Annotated in this window: 17 protein-coding genes and 1 tRNA gene; 10 read left to right on the top strand and 8 right to left on the bottom strand. The window is 42.5% G+C overall.

Translation table 11 applies throughout. The features are described from left to right. Positions 1-9: 9 nt before the first annotated feature. Entirely contained in the window at positions 10-2,298 is a 2,289-nt protein-coding gene (locus DWX84_RS12265) for a cation:proton antiporter (protein ID WP_008779573.1), read from the bottom strand. A gap of 98 nt (positions 2,299-2,396) precedes the next feature. Between DWX84_RS12265 and DWX84_RS12260 the strand changes: the two genes are divergently transcribed. Continuing rightward, a complete protein-coding gene (locus tag DWX84_RS12260; protein WP_057325946.1) occupies positions 2,397-4,415 on the top strand; it encodes an alpha amylase C-terminal domain-containing protein in 2,019 nt (672 codons plus the stop codon). A 22-nt stretch (positions 4,416-4,437) separates the two neighbouring features. Continuing rightward, positions 4,438-5,415: a type I phosphomannose isomerase catalytic subunit gene (locus DWX84_RS12255; RefSeq protein ID WP_048927764.1), complete on the top strand. Its 978-nt coding sequence runs from the start codon at positions 4,438-4,440 to the stop codon at positions 5,413-5,415. A gap of 56 nt (positions 5,416-5,471) precedes the next feature. Here DWX84_RS12255 and DWX84_RS12250 read toward each other — a convergent pair whose 3' ends face one another. The 4 genes from DWX84_RS12250 to hcp are packed head-to-tail and all read right to left on the bottom strand — an operon-like array spanning position 5,472 to position 9,603. Further along, complete coding sequence (locus tag DWX84_RS12250; protein WP_048927765.1) at positions 5,472-6,044, bottom strand: DNA-3-methyladenine glycosylase I; 573 nt, start codon at positions 6,042-6,044, stop codon at positions 5,472-5,474. Between the two features lie 2 nt (positions 6,045-6,046). Next, positions 6,047-6,994, bottom strand: coding sequence for a ketopantoate reductase family protein (locus DWX84_RS12245; RefSeq protein ID WP_048927766.1), 948 nt, complete (start codon positions 6,992-6,994; stop codon positions 6,047-6,049). A 49-nt stretch (positions 6,995-7,043) separates the two neighbouring features. Beyond that, positions 7,044-7,901 (bottom strand): pyridoxamine kinase, encoded by an 858-nt coding sequence (locus DWX84_RS12240; RefSeq protein ID WP_048927767.1) that lies wholly within the window; start codon positions 7,899-7,901, stop codon positions 7,044-7,046. Between the two features lie 55 nt (positions 7,902-7,956). Next, positions 7,957-9,603, bottom strand: coding sequence for a hydroxylamine reductase (gene hcp / locus DWX84_RS12235; protein ID WP_048927768.1), 1,647 nt, complete (start codon positions 9,601-9,603; stop codon positions 7,957-7,959). Positions 9,604-9,717: 114 nt separating this feature from the next. On the opposite strand from hcp, the gene DWX84_RS12230 reads away from it, so the two are divergent. The 7 genes from DWX84_RS12230 to DWX84_RS12200 all read left to right on the top strand — a co-directional run bounded on the left by DWX84_RS12230 (position 9,718) and on the right by DWX84_RS12200 (position 20,371). Then, positions 9,718-10,362 (top strand): Crp/Fnr family transcriptional regulator, encoded by a 645-nt coding sequence (locus DWX84_RS12230; RefSeq protein WP_005866248.1) that lies wholly within the window; start codon positions 9,718-9,720, stop codon positions 10,360-10,362. Between the two features lie 87 nt (positions 10,363-10,449). Beyond that, entirely contained in the window at positions 10,450-11,409 is a 960-nt protein-coding gene (locus DWX84_RS12225) for a hypothetical protein (RefSeq protein ID WP_005866250.1), read from the top strand. Between the two features lie 237 nt (positions 11,410-11,646). Next, positions 11,647-12,606 carry a hypothetical protein gene (locus DWX84_RS12220; RefSeq protein WP_005866252.1) on the top strand — a complete coding sequence of 320 codons (960 nt, stop codon included), beginning with the start codon at positions 11,647-11,649 and terminating at the stop codon, positions 12,604-12,606. A 338-nt stretch (positions 12,607-12,944) separates the two neighbouring features. Continuing rightward, on the top strand, positions 12,945-15,731 hold the full coding sequence (locus tag DWX84_RS12215; protein WP_005866256.1) for a fimbrial protein: 2,787 nt from the start codon (positions 12,945-12,947) through the stop codon (positions 15,729-15,731). Then, a complete protein-coding gene (locus tag DWX84_RS12210) occupies positions 15,728-17,536 on the top strand; it encodes a DUF4906 domain-containing protein (protein ID WP_172618148.1) in 1,809 nt (602 codons plus the stop codon). Before DWX84_RS12215 ends, DWX84_RS12210 begins: the two co-directional genes overlap by 4 nt. A 61-nt stretch (positions 17,537-17,597) precedes the next feature. Next, positions 17,598-19,274 (top strand): Mfa1 family fimbria major subunit, encoded by a 1,677-nt coding sequence (locus DWX84_RS12205; RefSeq protein WP_070103472.1) that lies wholly within the window; start codon positions 17,598-17,600, stop codon positions 19,272-19,274. A gap of 116 nt (positions 19,275-19,390) precedes the next feature. Then, positions 19,391-20,371, top strand: coding sequence for a FimB/Mfa2 family fimbrial subunit (locus DWX84_RS12200; RefSeq protein ID WP_048927773.1), 981 nt, complete (start codon positions 19,391-19,393; stop codon positions 20,369-20,371). Between the two features lie 7 nt (positions 20,372-20,378). Here the strand turns inward: DWX84_RS12200 and DWX84_RS12195 are convergent, their stop codons facing one another. Next, positions 20,379-20,969, bottom strand: coding sequence for a Crp/Fnr family transcriptional regulator (locus tag DWX84_RS12195; RefSeq protein ID WP_008779579.1), 591 nt, complete (start codon positions 20,967-20,969; stop codon positions 20,379-20,381). Continuing rightward, positions 20,966-22,315 carry an MATE family efflux transporter gene (locus tag DWX84_RS12190; protein WP_121961059.1) on the bottom strand — a complete coding sequence of 450 codons (1,350 nt, stop codon included), beginning with the start codon at positions 22,313-22,315 and terminating at the stop codon, positions 20,966-20,968. Before DWX84_RS12190 ends, DWX84_RS12195 begins: the two co-directional genes overlap by 4 nt. A gap of 158 nt (positions 22,316-22,473) precedes the next feature. On the opposite strand from DWX84_RS12190, the gene DWX84_RS12185 reads away from it, so the two are divergent. After that, a complete protein-coding gene (locus DWX84_RS12185; protein ID WP_121961058.1) occupies positions 22,474-23,349 on the top strand; it encodes a DMT family transporter in 876 nt (291 codons plus the stop codon). 80 nt (positions 23,350-23,429) lie between these two features. On the opposite strand, the gene DWX84_RS12180 is transcribed toward DWX84_RS12185, so the two are convergent. After that, positions 23,430-23,517: transfer RNA gene (locus tag DWX84_RS12180), tRNA-Ser, on the bottom strand. Positions 23,518-23,753 lie beyond the last annotated feature (236 nt).

Genomic DNA, 23,753 nt, shown 5'->3' with positions numbered 1-23,753 from the left:
TATAACGGATTATTTACTTAATATCAACGTAGAAGGCATCTTCTGCAAGGCTTCTTTCCGGTGCTCGGAGACATCGTTCCATGTCTTATAACTGATCAGCATGAAGTTGAAGCCGTTGAAAGACTGGGGCGTAAGGTCTTTCTCTCGTAGAAGCGTGGTCTGCTTCACGTCTTCCGTGAATCGCAGGATTCCTTCCTTGATCACCTCGTTCCCCGGGGTCGTGCTGCTGGATTTATCAAGTACGCTGGCCGAGCCGTGTGTAGACTTCAATAAGGTCTGGGCGTATCCCAACAGGAATAAATCCTCCTCGGAGTCGATGACCACGATTACGTTCGATGCCTTGACGAAATTCCGGTTCACGAATACACCTACCGGGCAATTGCTTTGCTCGATAAACATCTTCGTCTTGTCTTTCAATAAGGCACCCGGATAAAACCAGGATTCCGGAGCCTTGAAGCGTTTGAAATAACGGTTGTAGAACGAGGCCCGATAATGGCTTGCCGCTATATCGTCCGGTGTGTTGCTCATCGATATCCCGGAACCGACCAGAAGGAAATCGTACCCCTCATTGTTTACGATGCTACAAATATCCACTCCGGCGTTGTTCGATACCTCGTAGCGGGTCTGTATCTGAATGCCCAGCTTCTTGGCCCCGTAAAGGATCGGGCCGAAGCTGACTTCCTCGAAATTATCCGTGTGTAGCGGGTTTACATCCGAGCCAACCGTCAAATGCAGTGCCGTCAGCTCCAGTTTGTTTTTGCCTTGGGCGAACATCTGGTAGGCTACGTCCAGCATGATCTGTCCATTTCCGGCTCGTCCGAAGGACAACAGTACCTTGAATATCCCCTCCAATGGCATTCTCTCTTTTTGCTCCATCAGCTTGTCATGCGCTCGGTAACAGAATTTGATGAATGAGACCAACGGTGTTGTCATAAAGGTGGTGACCAGCGTCATTAGCACTAAGATCACGAATACGGAAGGCGTCAATATCCCCATCTCGTACCCGATCGTCAATACGACCAGCTCCATCAACCCGCGGGTATTCATGAGCGCCCCTATGTATAGGCTATCCTTCCAGCTCTCACCCACGAATCGGGCGGAGAACATCGCTCCCCCAAACTTTCCCGCGATGGCCACGACTATGAAGATAAGGCATAGCCACCATAACTCAGGCTTGTTTAGAAGACCTATTTCCGTACGTAATCCGGTAGATACGAAGAATAAGGGAAGAAATAGAGCAAGGGATACATCCTCTACTTTCTCGGTCATGATCTTGCGGAATTTGACATTTCCCGGCATCACCACCCCTGCGATAAAAGCGCCGAACAAGGCATGCAATCCCAATATCTCAGTCAGATAAGCCGAGGTGATCAATAGCAAGAAGATGAAAGCTACTAGCCCCTTGTCGATTACCTCCTTGTTGTGGTAAATATGTCCGATCATCCGCAGGAATGGCCGCACCGCCAAAAACATAAACACTATGTAAAGGACTGAGAATAAAATGTTGTAAACGGCACTTAGCATCGAACCCGCTTGTGCGATCGCTATGACAACCGCTAGCAAGCACCATGCGGTGATATCCCCATTCGCTGCGCTTGCCAACGAGATGGTACCCAAATGTGTCTTGGTAAGTCCTTTCTCTTGGATAATACGTGCCAATACGGGAAAGGCGGTAATACTCATGGCGATACCTATAAACAAGGCGAAAGAGAGGAAAGGCGTACTCTTATCCGCATATTTGTCGTACACGAAATAGGCGGTCAACATACCGAAAAAGAAGGGGACGATCGTACTGGTATGACTGATTAAGATCGTCTCTTTCAGCTTTTTCCTTACCTCGGAGATATTAAGTTCCATCCCGATAGCGAACATAAAGAGTATAAGTCCGAATTGACTCAGCATATTTATATTCACCAACGATTCCACAGGGAAAAGGAAGGCGGAAGCCTCCGGGAATAAATTGCCTAATACGGACGGCCCTAGCACGATTCCGGCAACGATCTCGCCGATGACGGTGGGTTGCCCGATCTTCTGGAATAACCAACCGAACAAACGGCACGTAAGCAATATCGTGATGATTTGTAAAAGCAGAATTCCTATGGAAGACTCGATATTATGTACTAATAATTGAGTAAATATGGTAAATCCCTCTTCTAAATTACTAGGTGCGTTTTGGATGGACGCAATCGAATTTTCCAGTTGCTGACTTTCCCCTTCTTTGGCGATAAAGTACATCAGCGAACCGAAAATGAGGATCATCATTAGGTAAAAGGCTATACTTTTTGTTCCTTTGCTCATCTTTGTACGGTTTACCGCGAATATAAGAAATATCCTAATATTATCAATGGGTATGTTTTTTTCTTTTATCTTTGCCGAGAACCAAATTATAATAAATCATGGAGTCTCTAAATCTGATAAAAAATGACCCGTGGCTGGCCCCTTATGAGGCGGCTATAGAAGGCCGGTATCAATACGTGATTGATAAAGAAAAGAGCCTGACGAATAATGGTAAACTAACCTTATCCGAGATGGCTTCCGGATATCTTTATTTTGGGTTACACAAAACCACGAAAGGCTGGGTGTTCCGTGAATGGGCGCCGAATGCTACCGCTATTTATTTGATTGGAACATTCAACGGATGGCAGAAAGATAATAAATACAAGCTTAAACGTAAGGCGAATGGCGTATGGGAGATCGCTTTGACCGATGCGCAGATGTGTCATGAGGACTTGTTTAAGTTGCTGGTCGAGTGGGACGGCGGTAGCGGAGAACGTATTCCCGCATGGACTCGCCGGGTGGTGCAAGATGAGCAATCTAAGATATTCAGCGCTCAAGTATGGAACCCGGAGAAACCTTATAAATTCAAGAATAAACGATTCAAACCTAAGAAGTCTCCCCTTTTGATCTACGAGTGCCATATCGGTATGAGCACCAACGAGGAGAAGGTGGGGACGTATAATGAATTCCGTCAAAATATATTACCTCGTGTAGCGAAGGATGGTTATAACGCCATTCAGATCATGGCTATACAAGAACATCCCTATTATGGATCGTTCGGCTATCACGTAAGTAGCTTCTTCGCCGCCTCTTCCCGTTTCGGTACGCCGGACGAGTTGAAACAACTGATCGATGAGGCGCACGGGATGGGTCTCGCCGTGATCATGGACATCGTACATAGCCACGCCGTAAAGAACGAGGTGGAGGGATTAGGCCGCTTTGACGGTTCGTATGACCAATATTTCCTGAGTGGCGAACGCCGTGAGCATCCGGCATGGGATTCCCTGTGCTTCAATTATGGAAAGAACGAGGTGCTTCATTTCTTATTGTCGAATTGTAAGTTCTGGCTGGAGGAGTATAAGTTCGATGGTTTCCGTTTCGATGGCGTGACCTCCATGCTTTATTACAGCCATGGCTTGGGCGAGGCTTTCTGTAATTATGGCGATTATTTTAATGGCCATCAAGATGGCGACGCTATCGCTTATTTAACCTTGGCCAATAAATTGATCCATGAGGTGAACCCGGGTGCTATAACGATCGCTGAGGAGGTGAGTGGCATGCCGGGTTTGGCTGCCAAGGTCGAAGATGGTGGTTATGGCTTTGATTATCGCATGGCTATGAACATCCCGGATTATTGGATCAAGACGATCAAGGAAAAGAAGGATGAGGATTGGCATCCGTCTTCGATCTGGTGGGAGACGACGAACCGTCGTGCCGATGAGAAGACGATCAGTTATGCCGAGAGCCACGATCAAGCCTTGGTGGGTGATAAGACGATCATCTTCCGCTTGATCGACGCCGATATGTATTGGCATATGCAAAAAGATGACCATAATTTCATGGTAGATAGAGGTATCGCCTTGCATAAGATGATCCGTTTGGTTACGGCTTCTACCATTAATGGCGGTTATCTGAACTTCATGGGAAATGAGTTTGGGCATCCGGAATGGATCGACTTCCCAAGGGAGGGCAATGGATGGTCTTATAAATACGCTCGCCGCCAATGGAATTTGGTGGACAACTTGGATTTGAAGTACCATTTCTTGGGCGATTTCGACCGTGAGATGTTGGAATTGATCGGGGATGTGAAGAATTTCCAAGATACCCCTATCCAGAAGGTTTGGGATAATGATGGCGATCAGATATTGGCTTATATGCGTAAAGACTTGGTTTTTGTGTTCAACTTTAGCCCGACGAAATCGTTCACGGATTACGGTTTCTTAGTTCCGAAGGGAGAATATGAGGTCGTATTGAACACCGACGCTACCCGTTTCGGGGGGTTTGGCTTGGCTGATGATACCATAAGGCATTTCACGCAATTTGATCCGTTATATAAGAAAGAAAAGAAAGAATGGCTGAAACTTTATATCCCGGCACGTAGCGCCGTCGTATTAAGGAAAGTGAAGGTCAAAAAGTAAAACTCTATACACAAAACACGTTATGTTATATCCATTTACATTTAAGCCGATCCTCAAGAAGGTGATTTGGGGCGGTTCTGATATCTGCCCGTTTAAGGGCATTACTCCGGTTGAGAATGGTGTAGGCGAGAGCTGGGAGCTTTCTCATGTTGAGGGAAATTATTCTATTGTCGACAATGGTGAGCTGGAAGGTAAGTCTTTGGATGAGTTGATCCGCTCTTATGGCAAGGAATTGCTGGGAAAGAAGGTGATGGAGAGATTCGGGACGACTTTCCCGTTGCTAATCAAGTTTATCGATGCCCGTGATAATTTATCTATTCAAGTTCACCCGGACGATGAGCTGGCGAAAAAGCGCCACAACTCTTTCGGTAAGACGGAGATGTGGTATGTGATCAAGGCAGAGAAAGGCGCTGGCTTGTATTCCGGTTTCTCTGAGCAAATCGACGCAGAGGAATACGTGAAACGGGTGGAGAACAATACGATCATGGATGTGCTTCAACGTTACGACGTAAATGAAGGCGATGTATTCTTCTTGCCGGCGGGACGTGTGCATGCGATCGGAGCGGGTTGTTTTATCGCCGAGATCCAGCAGACCAGTAATATCACGTATCGTATTTACGATTACAACCGTAAAGATGTGAACGGTAATGGCCGTGAGCTGCATACGGAATTGGCGAAAGACGCTATCGATTATACGTTGTATCCGGATTACCGTACTCACTACAAAGGTCATACGAATGCCACGGTAGAGTTGGCGGACTGTAAATATTTCACGACAAACCTTTTGGATCTGGATACGATTATGGTTCGTAATTTCTCGGAACTGGATTCTTTTGTCGTTTACATCTGTATGGCAGGCAAGGCTTCCATCCGTGATAATAAAGGAAACGAGATCTTTGTTCACCAAGGTCAAACTGTCTTGATCCCTGCGGATACGGAGGTAATAACCATTTCTCCGGCTCCGGGCGCTAAGTTCATGGAGACTTATATCGGTCAATAAGATCAGCTCACTAAAATAATAATGAAGGCGGGAACATGCTGTTTCCGCCTTTTTTATTATCTTTTTCGGCAAACGCAGTCCACCAGATGATCGTTGATAAATCCCGAAGCCTGTAGGTGGGCGTAACAAATTGTAGGTCCGAAGAATTTGAATCCTCGTTTCTTCATATCCTTGCTCATGGCTTCGGATTCGGGAGATGATACCGGAATCTCACTCAATGACTGAAAGGTGTTGATAATCGGTTTTTGGTTAGGAAAGAATGATAGAGTGTAATTATAAAAGCTACCGAACTCTTTCTGTATGGAGAGAAACTGCCTTGCGTTTGTGATTGTCGATTTAATTTTCTGACGGTTTTTCACAATTCCCTCAAACTGCATCAACCGTTCAACATCTTCATCGGTCATTTGCGCCACTCTTTCGATATCAAAATCACAAAATGCCTTGCGATATCCCTCACGCTTCCTAAGGATAGTTATCCAACTTAACCCGGCTTGAGAACTTTCCAGCACAAGAAACTCGAACAGTGTTTTATCGTCAGTCACCAACTTTCCCCACTCTTGATCATGGTATCTCATATACAACTCGTCAGTTCCGCACCAACCACAACGCCCGTTTATTATATCTTGCATAATTATGATATTTCTGTTTTCTTCGGATAGGGATAAAAAGACAATCCGTTATACATAAATCGATAAGTAGGGACATCAACGCCGAGCTTCTCCGCTTGACGAATTACATATCCTGTCAATGTTTCCAACTCTGTTTTTTTCCCGGCGAGAAAATCACTATGCATGGAAGTCGTGGAGCCGGTCGGCATCATCTTTTGCGTCTCGATGGAAGTATAGACGATGTCATCGGGTAAACGGACTCCCATAGCCTCCGCTACGCTTTTTAATTCCGTACCCAAAGCGATAAACAGGTCGATATGTTGGGCTAGTACTTCATCAATGGGCTGGTTGAAGAAACTCGTAGCCGTAGCTGCCGTAGAGATCATGAAGAATTTCTTCCAGATGCGTAGGTCTATATCCGCTGGATTAAAAGCGTTTAACCGGGCATACATAAGTAATTTAAGCAACTCGGTTTGCTTATCTTTGTTTGCATCTTTGTTGCCGAAGAAAATGCGTTCTTTCAAGGAGAATTTCTCGACAACACCGGGCTCTGTCAAGCGGGAACCGATGTAAACACATCCTTTCCAGACCTCTTGTTCGGGTAGTATATTATGGATTCGTTCTTCGATATCCAATCCGTTTAGCAAGGGGATGATAACGGTCTCAGGTCCGATAACAGGCTTTAGCTGCTGGATGTTTTCTTCTAGATCGTAACTTTTTGTACAACAGAAAAGGTAGTCTACCGGCCCTATCTCGGCGGGATTATCGGTGGCTAGTGCCGGAGCCGTATGGATTGTCCGGATGCCTAGTTGCATTTGTAAACCGTTTTCACGGATAGCCTTTAGATTTTCTCCACGGGCGATAAAAAAGATATCTGCTTTTATTGTTCCTTGATAGCGGGCGGCGACCATACCTCCGTAATAACCACCCACCGCACCGATACCAGAAAACGCTATTCTTAATTTAGCCATACTATTATATTCCTTTTATTTGCAAATATGAGAAAAAAAAGGCTCTCATTTATATCAGTTTCAGTTCTTTTAGTAAATCCGGAATGGATTGTTCGAAGTTCACGCCAAAGCGATAATCCGTTTGCGCCTTGAATGTTCGAAGAATACTTTCTGTCGTGAAGCGAACGGCTATTTCCGCAGATCTCTCCAAGTTGAAATTATTTAACAAACCGGACAGTAAAGCACTTGCGAAAACATCTCCCGTACCATGATAATAACCGGGTATTTTCTCTGTTAAAACATACTCTGTCGCATTTCGTTCCATATCGAAAGTGGCGGCTCCCAGTTCTTTCTCGTCGAAATAGACACCGGTCAAGACAACTTGCTTAGGGCCTAGCTGACTTAGTTTATATAAAATACCATCGATATAAGCTTTGGTATAGGGACCTGCTTGGTAGGGTTCGCCCAACAATAATGCGGCCTCCGTCAGGTTCGGTACGATAATGTCCGCTTTTTCACAAAGGGATCTCATTCCTTTGGCGAATTTAGGGGTGAAGATCTTGTACAGTTCTCCGTTATCGCCCATGACAGGATCGACTAGAATCAGGTTATCTTCCCGCTTGAAAAGGGAGAAGAACTCTTTTACGATATCTAATTGCTCGAAAGATCCAAGAAAGCCGCTGTAGACGGCGTCGAAACGGATATCTAATTCTTTCCAATGCTTCATGAACGGACGCATATCTTCCGTCAAGTCTCTATATGTATAGCCGAGAATACCTCCTGTGTGTGTAGAAAGTATGGCCGTAGGTAAGGCGCTTGTCTCTATTCCTGCCGCCGAGAGGATCGGGAGGGCAACTGTCAATGAACATTTGCCGAATCCCGATAGGTCATGAATGGCGGCTACTCTTTTTTGTTGTTCCTTATTCATCTTGAATCGATTAAAATGTGATAGGAAAACAAGAGCGGATCGGTAAAGGTTTATTTTACTTTCCTAGAAATAGTTCCATGTCTTCGTCTACACTACCTATTCCGGCGATCCCGAAATTATCGACCAATACTTTGGCTACATTCGGCGACAAGAACGCTGGCAATGTCGGTCCTAGGTGAATGTTTTTTACGCCTAGGTAGAGTAGGGCGAGTAATACGATTACCGCTTTTTGCTCGTACCATGCGATATTGTATGCGATAGGTAATTCATTGACATCATCCAGCCCGAAGACCTCTTTTAACTTGAGGGCGATCATCACCAATGAGTAACTGTCATTACATTGTCCGGCATCTAATACCCGTGGAATACCTCTGATCTCACCCAAAGGCAGTTTGTTGTAACGATATTTGGCACAACCGGCGGTTAATATGACGGTATCTTTCGGTAATTTCTCGGCGAATTCGGTATAGTAGCTACGGCTCTTCATTCTTCCGTCGCAACCTGCCATGACAAAGAATTTACGTATCGCTCCTGATTTTACGGCATCGATAACCTTGTCGGCTAATTGGAATACCTGCTCATGAGCGAATCCACCGATGATTTCCCCGTGTTCGATTTCCGTTGGAGGGGCGCATTTCTTTGCGTGTTCGATTAACGCAGAGAAATCCTTAGAGCCTCCGGGCTTACGATCGGCGATGTGCGGGAACCCTTCAAACCCGGTAGAGCCGGTCGTATAGACCCGATCGGCATAAGTGGCGGAAGAACGGGGAGGGACAAGGCAGTTGGTCGTAAACAGGATAACTCCGTTGAATGTCTCGAAATCAGATGTTTGTTTCCACCAGGCGCTACCGTAGTTTCCTACAAAATGCTTATACTTCTTGAAAGCCGGGTAATAATGTGCGGGAAGCATCTCGCTATGTGTATAGACATCTATGCCTGTACCTTCGGTTTGTTCCAGCAAGTTTTGAATGTCTCTCAAGTCGTGCCCACTGATAAGTATACCCGGGTTCTTTCCTACGCCGATATTCACTTTCGTAATTTCCGGGTTGCCATAGGTGGAAGTATTCGCTTTATCTAATAAGGCCATGGCTTTTACTCCGTATTCGCCGCAGGTAAGTACCCATTGGGTTAAATCGGCGACAGTCAGGTCTGATCGAGTCGTCGCTACCAAGGCATCTTGCATAAAGGCATAGAGGCTGGTATCCTCGAAACCTAGGTTGTAAGCGTGCTCCACGTAGGCGGCCATACCTTTAACCCCATAAGTGAGTAATTCGCATAGAGAACGGATATCCTCGTTTTCTGTGGCAAGAATACCTACTTCTTTCGCTTTGACCTCCATTTCCTCTACTTTATCCGATTTCCAAGTCAGACAGTCGCAGGTTAAGGAAAGATGGATTCCCAGTCGATGCAATTCGTTGAGAAGGTTCTCTCGTAGCTGATAGGCTTCCTTGATCTTTGAGACGAACCTGGATGAATCGAAATTGGCGTTTGTGATGGTCATGAAAAGTCCGTCTACGATAAACTTATTGGCCGTGGATGATTCCACGCCTTGTTTGCGTAAAGTCGTTGTTAATTTGGAGATTCCCTTCATTAAGTACATCAGTAAATCTTGTAATCCGGCCACTTCGGCGGTCTTACCACATACACCTTTTAATATACAGCCCTTTCCTTGGGCGGTTTCTTGACATTGATAACAGAACATAGCTTTTATTTTATAAGTTTATCGCGAATGTAGGGGATAGAAGATCGTTTAACCTGTAACAGTTGTTACACTCTTTGATTATTTTCTTTATCTTTATCCGCAAAAGGAAGTTTTATGAATCTGAGTTTGTGTCCTATTTGCGGAAAATTGTCTGAGGAAGAGCAAACCGCTCTTTTCAGTTCGTTGGATTATTCGACAAGGTCGTTTAAGAAAGGTGACTGGGTGGCTCGTCAGGGAGATGCCTTATCTTCGCTTTATCTATTGAGTAAAGGACGGGTAAAGACTGAGATGATCACCGAAAGCGGGACAATTCTGGAAGTGGAGACTTTATCGGCGCCTACTCCTTTGGCCTCCGCATTTTTGTTTGCGGAAAATAATCGCTTCCCGGTAGATGTTATCGCCTTGGAGGAATGCGAGATCATTTTAATACCTAAGAATGCGGTGATGCGTTTGCTGGCGACAAACGAGCATTTTCTTCAAAGCTATATGGCTTTTAACGCCAACCGGACACAATTTCTTTCTGAACGTCTTCAATTATTATCGATTAAGACCATTAAAGGTAAACTGGCTTACTATATACTTAAACGTATTCAAGGAGATCATTATAAGCAGGATCGTAATCAAACAGAGCTTTCGGAATATTTTGGAGTGGCCCGTCCTTCATTGGCCCGTAGTTTCTCGGAAATGATAGAGGAAGGGGCTATTTCCCGGGAAGGGAAAATAGTTGATATGAATAAGCTGAAAAGCTACGTGCTTTGAAAATCCATCTACGAATGTACTTGTCCTCGAAACAACTTCCTCTCTATATATGTTACTAGAGTAGATGATTTTTCATTCGACATGGTTATGATGATAAATGAATTAAATACAGGCTTGATTGAAGCTTTAAAAGAAAAACTTCCCCCTAAGACAAATTTGGCGAATCTGTTGATGGATACCCTTTATATTGGCAGAGAAGCCATTTATAGGCGCTTACGTGGCGAGGTTCCTTTCACCTTGGAAGAGGCAGCTCTTATCTCAAGGAAATTGGGTGTGTCATTGGATAAAATAGTAGGGGTTAGTTTTAGTGCCAATGCCGTGTTCGACTTGAATGTGGTAGATCACGATGATCCTTTTAATGCTTATTTTACGATCTTGTCTAGATATGTGAAGATCTTTAGGGCCTTTCAGGATGATCCTACTACGGCTTTGGGTACCTCTTCCAATACTATTCCTCAGATCCTTTATTTGAAGCATGACCTTTTGTCAAAGTTTCGTTTATTTAAGTGGATGTATCAGAATAAGCATATCCAATGCAATCATTTTGAGAATCTGAAGATACCGGAAAAACTGGTTGATACCCAAAGAGAATTTGTATCGTTGACACAGTATATCCATTCTACGGATTATATTTGGGATAATATGATCTTCCATCATTTGGTCAATGACATTAAATATTTCTCCGATATCCATCTTATTTCCTGTGAGGATATACAACGTATCAAAGAGGAGTTATTAGTGTTGGTGGATGAATTGGAAGAACTTGCCATGAGAGGAAAGACCGAGGCTGGCAATAGTGTACGAATTTATGTATCGCATATTAACTTTGAGGCTACGTATAGTTATCTGGAAACAAGTTCTTTGCAGTTAAGTATGATACGGGTTTACTCGATAAATTCTATTACGACACAGGATTCTGAGATGTTTAATAGCTTGAAAGACTGGATTCAATCTTTAAAAAAGTTCTCTACCATGATCTCCGAGAGTGGAGAGATGCAACGTATCCAGTTTTTCAATAGACAAAGGGAGATTATAAATACGCTTTAGGGTTTGAACCTGTTTCGATAAATGAAACAACCTAGATCTTCCGATTGTGCGATTCGAAATTTATAGGTGCTTTTTTAGTTTAATTTCGTTTTCTATCTTTTTCTGTCTGTGTTTGCTTTAATTAGAAAAGGAACAATTCTCATAGGCTTGCTTTATCGTACAAAACTATCGTTTACATGTTTTACATTTGCCAAATGTATCAAGGAATATTAATAGTTGGAAATAAGGTATAAGGCAATGAAAGATAGTATTGTAAATGAATTGATAACCGCAATGAAAGATAGGTTTCCTCCCGGACAAAATCTTGCTAATTTCTTGACGGATACTTTATGTATCGGGAGAGAGGCGGTGTACCGCAGGCTTCGGGGAGAGGTCGCTTTTACGATTGATGAGGTTGCGCAAATTTCCTATAAGTTGGGGATCTCCATAGATCAGATCATAGGAAATCACTTGCATAATAGAGTGACTTTCGATATGAACTTGCTCCGGTCTGCCAATGCGATAGAAAGTTATTATGAGATTATTGATCGTTACTTACGGATATTTGACTATGTGAAAGGAGATAAGAGTACGGAGGTTTGTACGGCATCGAATGTTTTGCCTTTTACGCTTTATTCCTCTTTTGAATATCTGTCTAAGTTCCGTCTTTGCCGCTGGTTATATCATCATGGACAGATAAAGACTCCAAATTCTCTATATGGGATGGTGGTGGAAGAACGAATTATAAATGTACATAAAAAATTAAGTTATAGCGTAAAGAATTGTCCGAAAACCAGTTTTATCTGGGATATGAATATTTTTGTTTCTTTCGTGAAAGAGGTCCAATACTTTGCTTGCCTGAATTTGATATCGAAAGAGGATGTTCTGTGCTTGAAAGAGGAACTTTATCAATTACTTACTCATATGGAGGCTTTATCTATCACAGGAGAGTTCAGTGAGGGCCATAAGGTGTTTTTCTACTTATCAAGCATTGATTTTGAGGCAACCTATACTTATATAGAGAAGCTGGATTTCCAAATTAGTATGCTACGAGTTTATTCAATCAATTCTATGGACTCCCAAAGTCCGCAGATTTGTAAAATGCAACGAGATTGGATTCAGGCATTGAAACGCCATTCTATCCTAATATCCGAAAGTGGAGAGGCACAACGTATCGATTTTATAAAAAGACAGAGATCGGTTATTGATATATTATAATTATAGATAAGACGAAATATAACGGACCTAATTTCTACATAAATGAATATTATAAGGGATGTTTATTGAGCCTTTAAGCGATCTTTCGTTTAAGGGCTTTTTCGTGGATTCTTATTAATGTGATTTGTTTCGATAATCGGAACTGTTTGATAAGAGTCTTGCGTATAATAGAAAAATAGAGCCTTTTGATCTTGTTTTTCAGGAAACTGTAACGGCCTGAAAAATAATTGCATAATTAGATGTAAACTGTGATTCATATTGTCATTATTGGGTGCATATTTAGTTTATTGTGACTTTTTATATCGTGATATTTGCATTATAACATTAGAGCAATTTTTATGATAGTGGAAGAGTGTAAAATATATAAAGGTTTCGTGGCAGTCTTGTTATTGATAATCCTTTTCTCATGTACGGATGAGACAATGATTAGCGGTAATGTGGAAGGAGCCTATATTTCTATTAGGAATATAGATTCTCAAAATACGACTCATTCGGGTAGCGAAGAGGACTACGACGTGAATACGCTTCGTGTTTTGGCTTTCAATAAGACAACGGGAGCATGCATATCTAATATTCACTATAGTAAGAATCAATGGATAGAAAATATCATCCGGCATCCAATCGTAGCTGGGAATTATGATTTCGTATTTTTGGCGAATGAACCGACGGATAACGTTATAGCCAATAAACTGAACACTCTTTCACGTTATGACGATTTGAATCTTATCGCTTATCCCGCAAGCTCTTTTTCTTCGGAGAAATCGATCCCAATGATGCAGGAAATAAATAACGTAGAGGTTTTACCAAAAGGTAAAGGGGCTAAATTGAGTGATGGGACAACGGTTTCTTTATTACAACTGGCCCTTAATCGTCTGGGAGTTCGAGTAGATGTTGTTTTGGAGGCGGCAGATAATTTCGATGATATTTTTAATGGAGTTATATTTAGTGGTATCCCTAATTTGATCCCATTGACAGCTCAATATAGTGGCTCTACTATTGAGAGGAATGTAACACGTAATTTTACATTGAGAGAAGATGGTGATTATTTCTCCTCTGTTACTCCAAATATTCCCGGAATGAATTGGGCTCGGAAGATCACTCGTATTATTTTGCCCTCTAATGAGTTGGAGAGAAAGAACGATCCGGCAAATGCGGTGGTTTTTACGGTAGATATGGAGGATAGCTATAATCCCTCCTGTGAGTTGAAAATAAACTCAGAGCCGGTTGATTATAACTTACCTAAAAATACGAAGCTAGATCTTACCGGGATCATTAAACAACCCTTGGAGATGAATATACAGGCATCGGATTGGGATTCAATAGCAAATGATTGGAATATATCTGGTAATAGAGTGCTAAATGTGTCACATACGGAGGTCGATATTACCGATTTTAACGGGGCACGAATCTCTTTCTCGTCCAATATGCCGGTTGTGAGGATTTTTGATAAAGTAAAAGTGCTAAGTACAAACACTTATAAGGAAACGAATGAGGTGTTTAACGCTTTGTCGAGTCAAGAGTGGCAGCCGAACGCTGATGAGAGGATTTCGTATGATCCGAGTACTGGAGCGGGCTATATGGATATCTTACTTGATTTGCCAAACTATATTATAGGTAAGGAAACCTATGAGATTACATTGATGGCTGCGGAAGATTTCTCGGGGAAGAACGCTATTCGTAGAACGATAACCGTAAAGGTCAGTCAATATGGAAATCGTTATCCGTTTGATATTAATTCAACGAATCATCTATGGTCTAACCCTTATGTAGGGGCTTTCTATAAGGATGATGAAAGTGGAGAAAGGATAATTAGTGGGAACAAGTGGAGTTATTGGTATCAGTGGCGTGTGGAAGTTCCAACCGAATATCAGGATTTTATAGTGATAAGCTCGACACCTAGCTTTGATCCTAACGTTGGAACAGGTTCTCCGGGAGATCCGGAAGACTATCCGGTTATTCCTAATTCACAGAAAGGTGAGACAGGCAGTTTTGTACAAGGAAGAGGACGTGTTTACTTCCGGATAGGATTGAAGAGCAAGAATCCTAGAAAAGGAGTGCCTAGATATGGTGTCGTAAAGCTTTCTTATACGGAAAATGGGACGACTTACGAAACTGATTTATATGTCCGCCAAGGAGAGGCTCCTGATTATATAATGCGGAGGGGTACAAACGAGGGGCCGGATTTAGGTGTAAAATTTAGTGCGTACAATTTGACAGCTCGGTCATTCTTAAATGATGTTGATACAAAGGATGAATGGAGGCAGATAGATAAAAGCACTGATCAAGTTGATTTTGTTAAGTATCCGACTCAAGCCGGCGCTCATTTTCAATGGGGATTACCGGTAGCATATGCTTCTTTAGCACTTCGTGCGTATCACCCTACCAACGTGAATAATAAGAGTGCTACGTGGGAGTTATCGGAATGGCCGATAAGACGTATTGAGACTCCCACTTTTTGGGATGCTACGAGCGGGGATAAACTGAAAGATTATTACGAGATCTGTCCCCCGGGTTATCATCGTCCAAGCGACGGTCCCTTGGATAGGATTGTGTTGAATAGTTATACCTATAATGATGTATATAAATCCGAGATAAGAATGTCGTTATTCCGTAATCCAATGAAAGGGGATGGAAATTGGGTGACGGCTGAAAAACCGATTGATCCACAGAATAAACCGGAGAAATATATCCCTAAGATTCTGGAAGAGATCAAGTACGGATTCTATGCGGATGGTTTTTTCGACAGGCGTCCTATCGTGGAAAGAGATATGATCGATGGCATAGAAAGAGGTTCGGGGAAGGTCAGTAAGTATAAAGGAGTGTCTTTAGATACGACGGAAGCGGCTTATGGGGGTGTCTTGATATTTAATCCGGACAATAACGCCTCTATTTTCTTTCCGGCCGCAGGCCGAAGATGGCATACGGATGGTAGTTTGGAATATGCGAGTGAGACAGGGTATTATTGGTCTTCTTCAGCGGCTCCGGGGTGGACTGATACGTCAAGTGGAGAAGAGAAAGGTTCTGCTCACGGTAATATTTGGGGGATAGAGTATAATTATTTAGCGACAACTCCCAAGTCTTCGAGTCATCAATTTGGTTTTACAATTCGTTGCGTGAAAGAATGAGAATAATTAGTATACATATGATCGGTTTTTGGGCTCTGTTATCCCTATTAATGCTATCTGGCTGTGAGCATGAATTTGCTTTGTCTGAACAGGTAGGAGAGGAAGAAGTCTTTTCTGAAAAAGTACAGCTGGAGATTTTCGCCCGTGCTAATTCGTACCATCTCCCGTCAACAAAAGGACTTATGGATGAGGGTACGGTGGGTAAGAACCCATGGATGTTTGTTTTCAAAGGAGAAGGGCCTAACGCTACTTTTGTGGAAGCCGTGCAAGCCTTTGAATTAGCGGGAAAAAGATATGTGATATTGACTAAACAATCGAATGACAGTAAATATCAGTTATTGATATTGGCTAATTCACCCGATAGATTTTATTATGGGGATGCGGTTACGGAATATGGATTCGATGAAACTGGATTTTCTGCCCAATTGATGCAAGGTTTGACGACATTGGCTGATTTCTGTACGAATATGCTGACGGCTCCATTGGCGGTACCTTCGGTTTCTGTCATTCCTTATAGTGGTAACGGGCAAGTGATCCCGATGAGTTATTTACTGGAAGTAGATAAGATAGATCATACAACAAAGATCGAGAATACGGACGGAACGCCCTTGATGCTTACCCGGGCGATCGCTAAAATGGTAATTGTCAATAAGGCGACGAACTTTGAGCTAAAGGGAGTTGTGGCGGTTATGAATGTACCTAGGCAAGGACCGTTTCATACGCTGGATGGTCTCATTAGGGATAATACCTCTAATTTGACTGAATACAGGAATGATGCTGCTTATTCATCCTTATTGGTTCAGGCAGATTTCATAGATGGGGGGGAGAGTACTGAGAATGATCCAGTCTATTTATATGAGTCTGATATGCGGAATAATACACACTTGATTATTCAAGGTGCGTATGGGGGACGGGATTATTTCTATAAAATGGCGATCGTCAATAAGGATGTCCAGTTAATGGATTTACAACGTAATCATTCTTATCAATTCACTATTGTTACGGCAAAAGGTCCCGGCTATGATACGGTAGAAGATGCAAAAGCCTCTAAACCTTCCAACACAGCTCTGGATTATGAGATCTCAGTTGATAATAGAGACTCATACGAAGTTGTAGCGAACAACGATTTCTTTCTGGGAGTCAGTAATTCGGTATTTATCGCCTATACGAGTGAGGGTGCCAATTTTGAGGTTTTTAAATTGATTACGGATTGCCGGACTCGTTTTCCGAATGCCTGCCGGATTAGTGATAATGGAAACGAGGTCGGCATTGGGGTACCCTTGCTGGTAAACCCATCTAATGGAGCGAGAATACCGATCGTGGATGATACGACATCAGATCCGAATATCACGGCTGTGGAAGCTCAAATATCGAATGGCTTGTTAGATCATGCGTATATCACGCTGAAATTGGGGACTCTCGAAAAGACGGTGCGTATTAGGCAAAGATATGCTATACCGGCGGCTGGAGTGACAATTAAATATATGCCGGCTGCGGATAGCAGCGATAGTTTCGATATGAACTACTATTGTCTTTCCGCATATGTGGAAGATGGGGCGGATGATCCTAAGAGCTGGATAAAGCTGCGTCCTTCCGTCGGCGCTGTACGGGAGGACACGGATAAGATCACGGTTGATGATGGGACAATTTATATTGAAGTCTTGGGGAATACAATGTCCAAACAGAGAAGTGGCATTATATACCTGACTACTATAAAAGATCCCGGTGTATCCTCGAATACTAATTCTGTACAACGTATAAAGTTAAATATTAGTCAATTATCCCAAACGGTCGTGACGGATTAAAAGATGACTAAGAGATAAAAAGTGATAAGTGTTTAGTTAGAAACAGTTTAATTGTTGTAAAATGAAAAAGAAAAGACTTTTTATGTTTGCGCTTGCGACGCTAGTGTTTGCTGCGTGTAGTGATGACCATGCTATTTCGGATGGGAATAGCGATGTAGTAACCGATCCTTCGGGCGATGCGTGGGTGGCTTTGAATATTAAGACTCCCGCCGCCGTTACCCGTGGATTGAATATCCCTAATCAAGAGAATGCGATAACAGGCGAATATGAGATTGAGGATGTTAAAGCGATTTTCTTCGATGGCGATCAAGATGCGAGTCTAGTTACAAAAGTGATAGACCTAAGTACCGGCTCCGGTGATTTGACATCTTCCGGCGCAAGCAGTAGCAGTAAGGCTTTTCAGATTCCGGCTACTTCTAAGACAATACTGATTATCGCGAATCCGGGTGCCGGTTTCTCCAGCGTCGGGGAAGGCTCTAGTTTCGTGGATGTGAACAAGGCGGTGAAGGATGAGTCGATAACAACGAGTGTCGCGAAAACAGGAACATTTTTGATGACAAACTCAAAAGGTCATCTGGAACCTTCGGATAACTCGGGAAATACGATAAACTTAACTCTTTATAAGAGCCAAGATGTTGCGGTAAAGAATCCGCTAGCGATTTATATAGATCGTGTTGTCGCTAAAGTACGTGTATATACCAGCGATGGCGCTATGGATAATAGCACGGCATCGATCTATAGCCCGAAATGGATTCTGAACGTTACTAATAAATGGTATTATCCTGTATCGAGGAGGATTAAGACTTGGAATGAAGATCCTGCCAATACTCCGGATGCTCGCGGTACTTGTGTCACTCCATTCGATAGGTATGAGATCGGTTCATACCGGGTAGACCCGAATTACAACAATACGAATATCGGTGAGTGGAACGAGGCGAATCAAGTGGCGTATACGAATAATTACAATTTTGTGTCTGCTTCGACGAACGCATCTGCCATATCTTGGAATGAGATAAGTTCAGCATCTAATCCCGTTACTGAATATTGTCTGGAGAATACACAAGAAAAAGAGTATAACAACCATGCTTATACGACCCAAGTCCTTTTACAAGCGAACTTTGCGCCGAAGAAACTGAAAAAGTTAGATGGCGGTACGGTTGATGTGGGAGAGGGTGAGTCTTGGATGATCGTAAATGGCGTAAGCTATACATATGATACCTTGATGGACTGGATAGAAAATGAGTTGACAAAGAAATATAAGGATGGGAACCCTGACGGTTATCCAACCTCTATATCAACAGCCTTCAACCGGTATGTAAAATACGTGGATTCCTCCAAGGAGGTTACTATTCCAACCGGAGATGAATTTAAGCAATCCGGTCAAAGCGCAGAAACGCAGGCTGCGGCACTTAAACAGAAATTTGTAGACGCAAGGCTTGCCGTAGAGAATAAAGGGGCGGGTAGTTATGGTACGGTCTTTTATTATGATGGTGGTGTAAGTTATTACAAGATCATGATTAAACATGATGACTCGGATAAGGCGATGAATGAGTTTGGAGAGTTTGGGGTTGTGCGTAATTCCGTTTATGATATTAATATCAAGGGATTTAATAATCCGGGTTATCCTACTATTCCGGATCCGGACCCAGATACGCCAGATGAGAATGATGAGACATGGTTGTCTATCCAGATTAACGTGAACCCGTGGACTTGGTATAGCCAAGAGGAGATCTTATGATTTTAGGTTATTAGTTAGGTATCGCAGGTTAGAAAAGGGGAGTTTCCAAACAGTGTTTTTTCCTTCTGGGAACTCCCTTTAATTAGAGTAAGGATTAATTAGAAAAATAGAAAAATATGAAACAGAACCGTCTTATACGTTATACAATTTGGGGAATCCTTATTATCTGTCCGTGGATATTGACCTCTTGCGATATGTTTCATGAGGATCTTCCCGAATGTCGTTTATTTGTCAAGTTTAAGTACGACTATAATATGCTTTTCACGGATGCGTTCCATACGCAGGTGGATAAAGTGGAGCTTTATGTATTTGACAAAGACGGAAAGTTTCTGTTCAGTCAAGTAGAGGAAGGTGAAGCGTTGGCGACAGGCAATTACCAAATGGAGGTAAAGCTTCCGATAGGAGAATACCAATTTCTGGCTTGGGCCGGCGCACGTGACTCCTACGATATTTATACGCCTAGGGGAGAGAATACGATTACTGATATGAGGTTAAGGCTGAAACGTGAGGAGTCTCTTATCATCAGTAAAGAACTGGAGCCTCTTTGGTATGGTTATATCAGTGACGTTGATTTTACAGGGACCAGCCATCAGACTGAGACGATTGATCTGATAAAAGATACGAATAAGATACGGTTTGTTTTTCAAGGTTATTCCGATAGTTATATCCGGGCTACCTCCGGAGATAATTGGAATGTGAACATGAATGATTATGAATATGAGATCATCGAGTCGAATGGCCATCTGGCCTATGACAACTCGTTATTGGAGGATGATGTGTTAAGTTTCCGACCTTATTATATGGAACAAAAGTCATCATCGGCGGCAGCTGTCGAGTTGAACACGATGCGGTTGATGGAAGATCGGCCGACACGTTTTGTCGTAACGGAGAAGTCTACCGGCAAAAAGGTATTCAATATTAATTTGACAGATTTTTTAGCCTTGACTAGTATGGAGGGAAATAATATGGATGTACAAGAATATCTAGATCGCCAAGATAGATATAAGATTATCTTTTTCTTTGCTGATAATACATGGAATGCCGTACAGGTAAATATAAATGGCTGGACATGGTATCTCCAGTCCGAGGGGATATGAAGGGGCTTTACACGATAAAGGTTAAGGAACTAGCTAACTTCGCTCGGATTCTACTTAAGGATTGAGCCGTGACACCTAGATAAGATGCTATATATTTTAGGGGGACGGATTGGATGATTTCGGGCTGCTTGTCCAATAGAATGGCGTAACGTTCAATGGCGGTTCGTTTGTAAGAACTTAACCATGAAGTCTCGATCTCAAGCATAAAATTCTCTAGAATCCTTCTTCCGATATTTGCTAATTGCACGGAGGATTGAAATAGGATTTCTAGTTTCTGTTTGGATAGGCAATACGCCTCGCTTTCCGTAACGGCTTCTATGGTATAAAGAGAAGGAGAGCCGGAAGTATATCCCCATACCGGGAGTGCGATCTCGCTCTCCACGGCGAACCAAAAGGTATCTTCCGTCCCATCTTTAAATGTATAAGCCCGCCAGATTCCCTTGGATAAGATATACATATTCGTGTTTATCTCACCTTCATGTACGATTATATCTTTGGGGACAAACGACATCATCTCTGCGCTTTCCAGCAATAACTGCATGGCCTGCTCAGAGATTGAAAACCGTTCCATCACTTTCTGGCGAACTTCCTCTTTCATGCTCTTCTACGTTTCAATAGATAGTATACCACTATGATTACAAAAGTAATTAATTCCGACAAAGGTATGGCCAGCCAAATACCTTTAATTCCGCAGACAACAGGTAGGTACATGAAACTTAGGGTGATAATCACGATTCCTCGTAGAATAGTGAATAGCGTAGCGGGTTTGAAACGTTCTATGCTCTGGTAGTACCCGATACAAACGATATTGAGAGCGAAAAAGACATATCCCAAAGAAAAATAGGGAATGCCGGAGACCGCTATCTCGTAAGCGTTGCCATGATTACCGAGAAATAAGGAGGAGACTTCCGGGCAGAATAAAATAGTACCCACGCAGGCGAGTCCTCCGCACACGACAGCGCATAGCAGGGCTAACTTAAACGCCTGCCGTACTCTTTTCCACTGCTGTATGCCATAGTTGTAGCTTATGATCGGCTGGGTAGACTGGGCGATCGCATTGTTCACCATGAATACGATAGGAAAGCAATAACAGGCTACACTGTAGGCGGCAACCCCGTCTTCCCCAAGGTATCTCATGAATATATAATTACCCACCAGCATCATACAAGCGATAGCTGCCTCAGTTAAGAACGCGGAAGAACCAAGCTTTACCATGTATCCGATATTGCGGATTGTCAATAAGATACTTTTAAGCGAGAATTTAGGGCGGTAAAGATGTAATACTTTAGAAAAACCTACGATATAAACCACGATCATAATACTTCCTACGATTACGGAAATAGCGGAAGCTAAAGCGGCTCCCATTAATCCCCAATGCAATGGGAAAACGAAAATATAGTCTAATGTTAGGTTTATCAGGGCCGGGATAGCGCTGCATAACATGGCGTATGTAGGTGATCCGTCTAACCGGATAATGAATAACCCGATATTCAATAACATGTAAAAGGCAAGGAACGGGACGATCCAGTTCATATATTCCAATACGGAGGGCAATAATTGTTCGGAACTACCCAATAAAAGAGCGACCTCAGTACGGAATGTCATCACTAACAAGGAAAGCGATAACATAATACATAATGAGACCGAAAGTGCTTGCGTGATATTAATATTCGCTACCTTGACTTTCTGGTGTGAAAGGTGGATCGAGGCGACGATAGATGCGCCTACTCCGAACATAAGCCCGATTCCGGTTGCTAACATGAAAAAAGGAGCCACGATATTTACCGCAGCCAAGGCGTCACTTCCTACGCCTCTTCCTACGAATATTCCATCGGCGATATTTATAGTGGCGGAAAGGACCATACCTAATAAGGTAGGGATAAACATCATACGGAACAACTTCGGAATGTTCATTGTTCCAAAATCAATACTGTCTTGCATCATCAGTTTCTTTTCTTTTTATTTTTGCGGCACAAAAGTAGGCTTCTCCATTTAGAAAAAAGTTACCATTAGGGTAAAAAACGGAGTATTTATCAAGTTTGAATTCGATAGCTTATATTTCCTTTGTACATTTGTCCATAATTAAATATTATAGTGACATAATGAAAGACGCATTTATAAAACTGCATATATCTATTATTTTGGCAGGTGCGACGGGCATATTTGGAAAATTGATTAGCTTGAATGAAGCCCTATTGGTCTGGTATCGTATGATGCTTGCGTCTTTGTTGTTTTTACTCGTTTTATCCGTCGGCAAAAGATTGAATCGAATTTCTTTCGGGGATGCCTTGAGAATAGGGGGATTAGGGTTATTGCTGGGATTGCATTGGGTTTTCTTTTATGGAAGTATAAAGGCTTCGAATGTGTCTATTGGAGTGGTTTGTTTTTCTCTGGTAGGTTTCTTTACGGCTTTTCTAGAACCATTGATTAATTGTCATAGAGTGTCTTTCAAGGAGGTTGTTTTTAGTTTGTTGACTTTATTCGGGGTGGTGCTGATTTTCCATTTTGATACTCGCTATCGTTTAGGAATAGGTTTGGGTATTATATCATCCGCTTTAGCGGCTTTGTTCACGATCACGAATAAGAAGATCGGAAATAATTATTCAACAAGTACCATGCTCTTGTATGAAATGGTAGGTGGCTTTATCGGGCTTTCCTGTATTTTACCGTTCTATTTGCGATATTTTCCTGTATCGACGATTGTTCCCGGGCTATTAGATTTTACTTATTTATTGCTTTTAGCTTCTGTTTGTACGATTGGTTTGTATTTACTTCAGATACAAGTCCTGAAAAAGATCTCTGCGTTCACGGTAAACTTGAGTTATAATCTGGAACCTATTTATAGCATTATCTTGGCTATGCTTCTTTTTAGTGAGGCTAAAGAGTTGAACGCCGCTTTTTATATAGGGCTAGGGGTAATAATATTGTCTGTCATCTTACAAACACTAAGTGTTATTCGATCAAACAAGAAGATTTAGTGTAGGTAACAAAAAATCTAAAAAGTCCCACAAATCCAACGATTTGTGGGACTTAACTGTTCATTGTCTGGTTAGTTCTGCGGAGAGAGCGGGATTCGAACCCGCGAAACCCTTTAGGGGTTTACACGCTTTCCAGGCGTGCCTCTTCAACCACTCGAGCATCTCTCCAAGGTCTTGTTGAAACCGGGTGCAAAGGTATTGATTTTTTTTGATTATGCAAGAGTTTCGCTTGCGAATTTACATAGAGATGCAATGTCTGGATGCGATTACTTGGCTCACCCGATATTTATTGGGGACAGAGTTAATTCAAAGGGATAAAACAAGAATCGCGGATGTCAGCTTAACGCGATGAATGGTATCTTTTTGATTGAAATGCCTTCTTTTTCACGACACGGCTCTCTGGC

The organism is Parabacteroides sp. AF21-43 (assembly GCF_003635435.1).
Lineage (GTDB): Bacteria > Bacteroidota > Bacteroidia > Bacteroidales > Tannerellaceae > Parabacteroides > Parabacteroides distasonis.
Note: the sequence above shows the minus strand (reverse complement) of the source record. Positions and strands in the feature narration are given on the sequence as shown.

Bases quoted from the DNA above. Each gene is read 5' to 3' on its own strand.
- DWX84_RS12265 (WP_008779573.1), bottom strand. From the start codon at position 2,298: ATGAGCAAAGGAACAAAAAGTATAGCCTTTTACCTAATGATGATCCTC.
- DWX84_RS12260 (WP_057325946.1), top strand. From the start codon at position 2,397: ATGGAGTCTCTAAATCTGATAAAAAATGACCCGTGGCTGGCCCCTTAT.
- DWX84_RS12255 (WP_048927764.1), top strand. From the start codon at position 4,438: ATGTTATATCCATTTACATTTAAGCCGATCCTCAAGAAGGTGATTTGG.
- DWX84_RS12250 (WP_048927765.1), bottom strand. From the start codon at position 6,044: ATGCAAGATATAATAAACGGGCGTTGTGGTTGGTGCGGAACTGACGAG.
- DWX84_RS12245 (WP_048927766.1), bottom strand. From the start codon at position 6,994: ATGGCTAAATTAAGAATAGCGTTTTCTGGTATCGGTGCGGTGGGTGGT.
- DWX84_RS12240 (WP_048927767.1), bottom strand. From the start codon at position 7,901: ATGAATAAGGAACAACAAAAAAGAGTAGCCGCCATTCATGACCTATCG.
- hcp (WP_048927768.1), bottom strand. From the start codon at position 9,603: ATGTTCTGTTATCAATGTCAAGAAACCGCCCAAGGAAAGGGCTGTATA.
- DWX84_RS12230 (WP_005866248.1), top strand. From the start codon at position 9,718: ATGAATCTGAGTTTGTGTCCTATTTGCGGAAAATTGTCTGAGGAAGAG.
- DWX84_RS12225 (WP_005866250.1), top strand. From the start codon at position 10,450: ATGATGATAAATGAATTAAATACAGGCTTGATTGAAGCTTTAAAAGAA.
- DWX84_RS12220 (WP_005866252.1), top strand. From the start codon at position 11,647: ATGAAAGATAGTATTGTAAATGAATTGATAACCGCAATGAAAGATAGG.
- DWX84_RS12215 (WP_005866256.1), top strand. From the start codon at position 12,945: ATGATAGTGGAAGAGTGTAAAATATATAAAGGTTTCGTGGCAGTCTTG.
- DWX84_RS12210 (WP_172618148.1), top strand. From the start codon at position 15,728: ATGAGAATAATTAGTATACATATGATCGGTTTTTGGGCTCTGTTATCC.
- DWX84_RS12205 (WP_070103472.1), top strand. From the start codon at position 17,598: ATGAAAAAGAAAAGACTTTTTATGTTTGCGCTTGCGACGCTAGTGTTT.
- DWX84_RS12200 (WP_048927773.1), top strand. From the start codon at position 19,391: ATGAAACAGAACCGTCTTATACGTTATACAATTTGGGGAATCCTTATT.
- DWX84_RS12195 (WP_008779579.1), bottom strand. From the start codon at position 20,969: ATGAAAGAGGAAGTTCGCCAGAAAGTGATGGAACGGTTTTCAATCTCT.
- DWX84_RS12190 (WP_121961059.1), bottom strand. From the start codon at position 22,315: ATGATGCAAGACAGTATTGATTTTGGAACAATGAACATTCCGAAGTTG.
- DWX84_RS12185 (WP_121961058.1), top strand. From the start codon at position 22,474: ATGAAAGACGCATTTATAAAACTGCATATATCTATTATTTTGGCAGGT.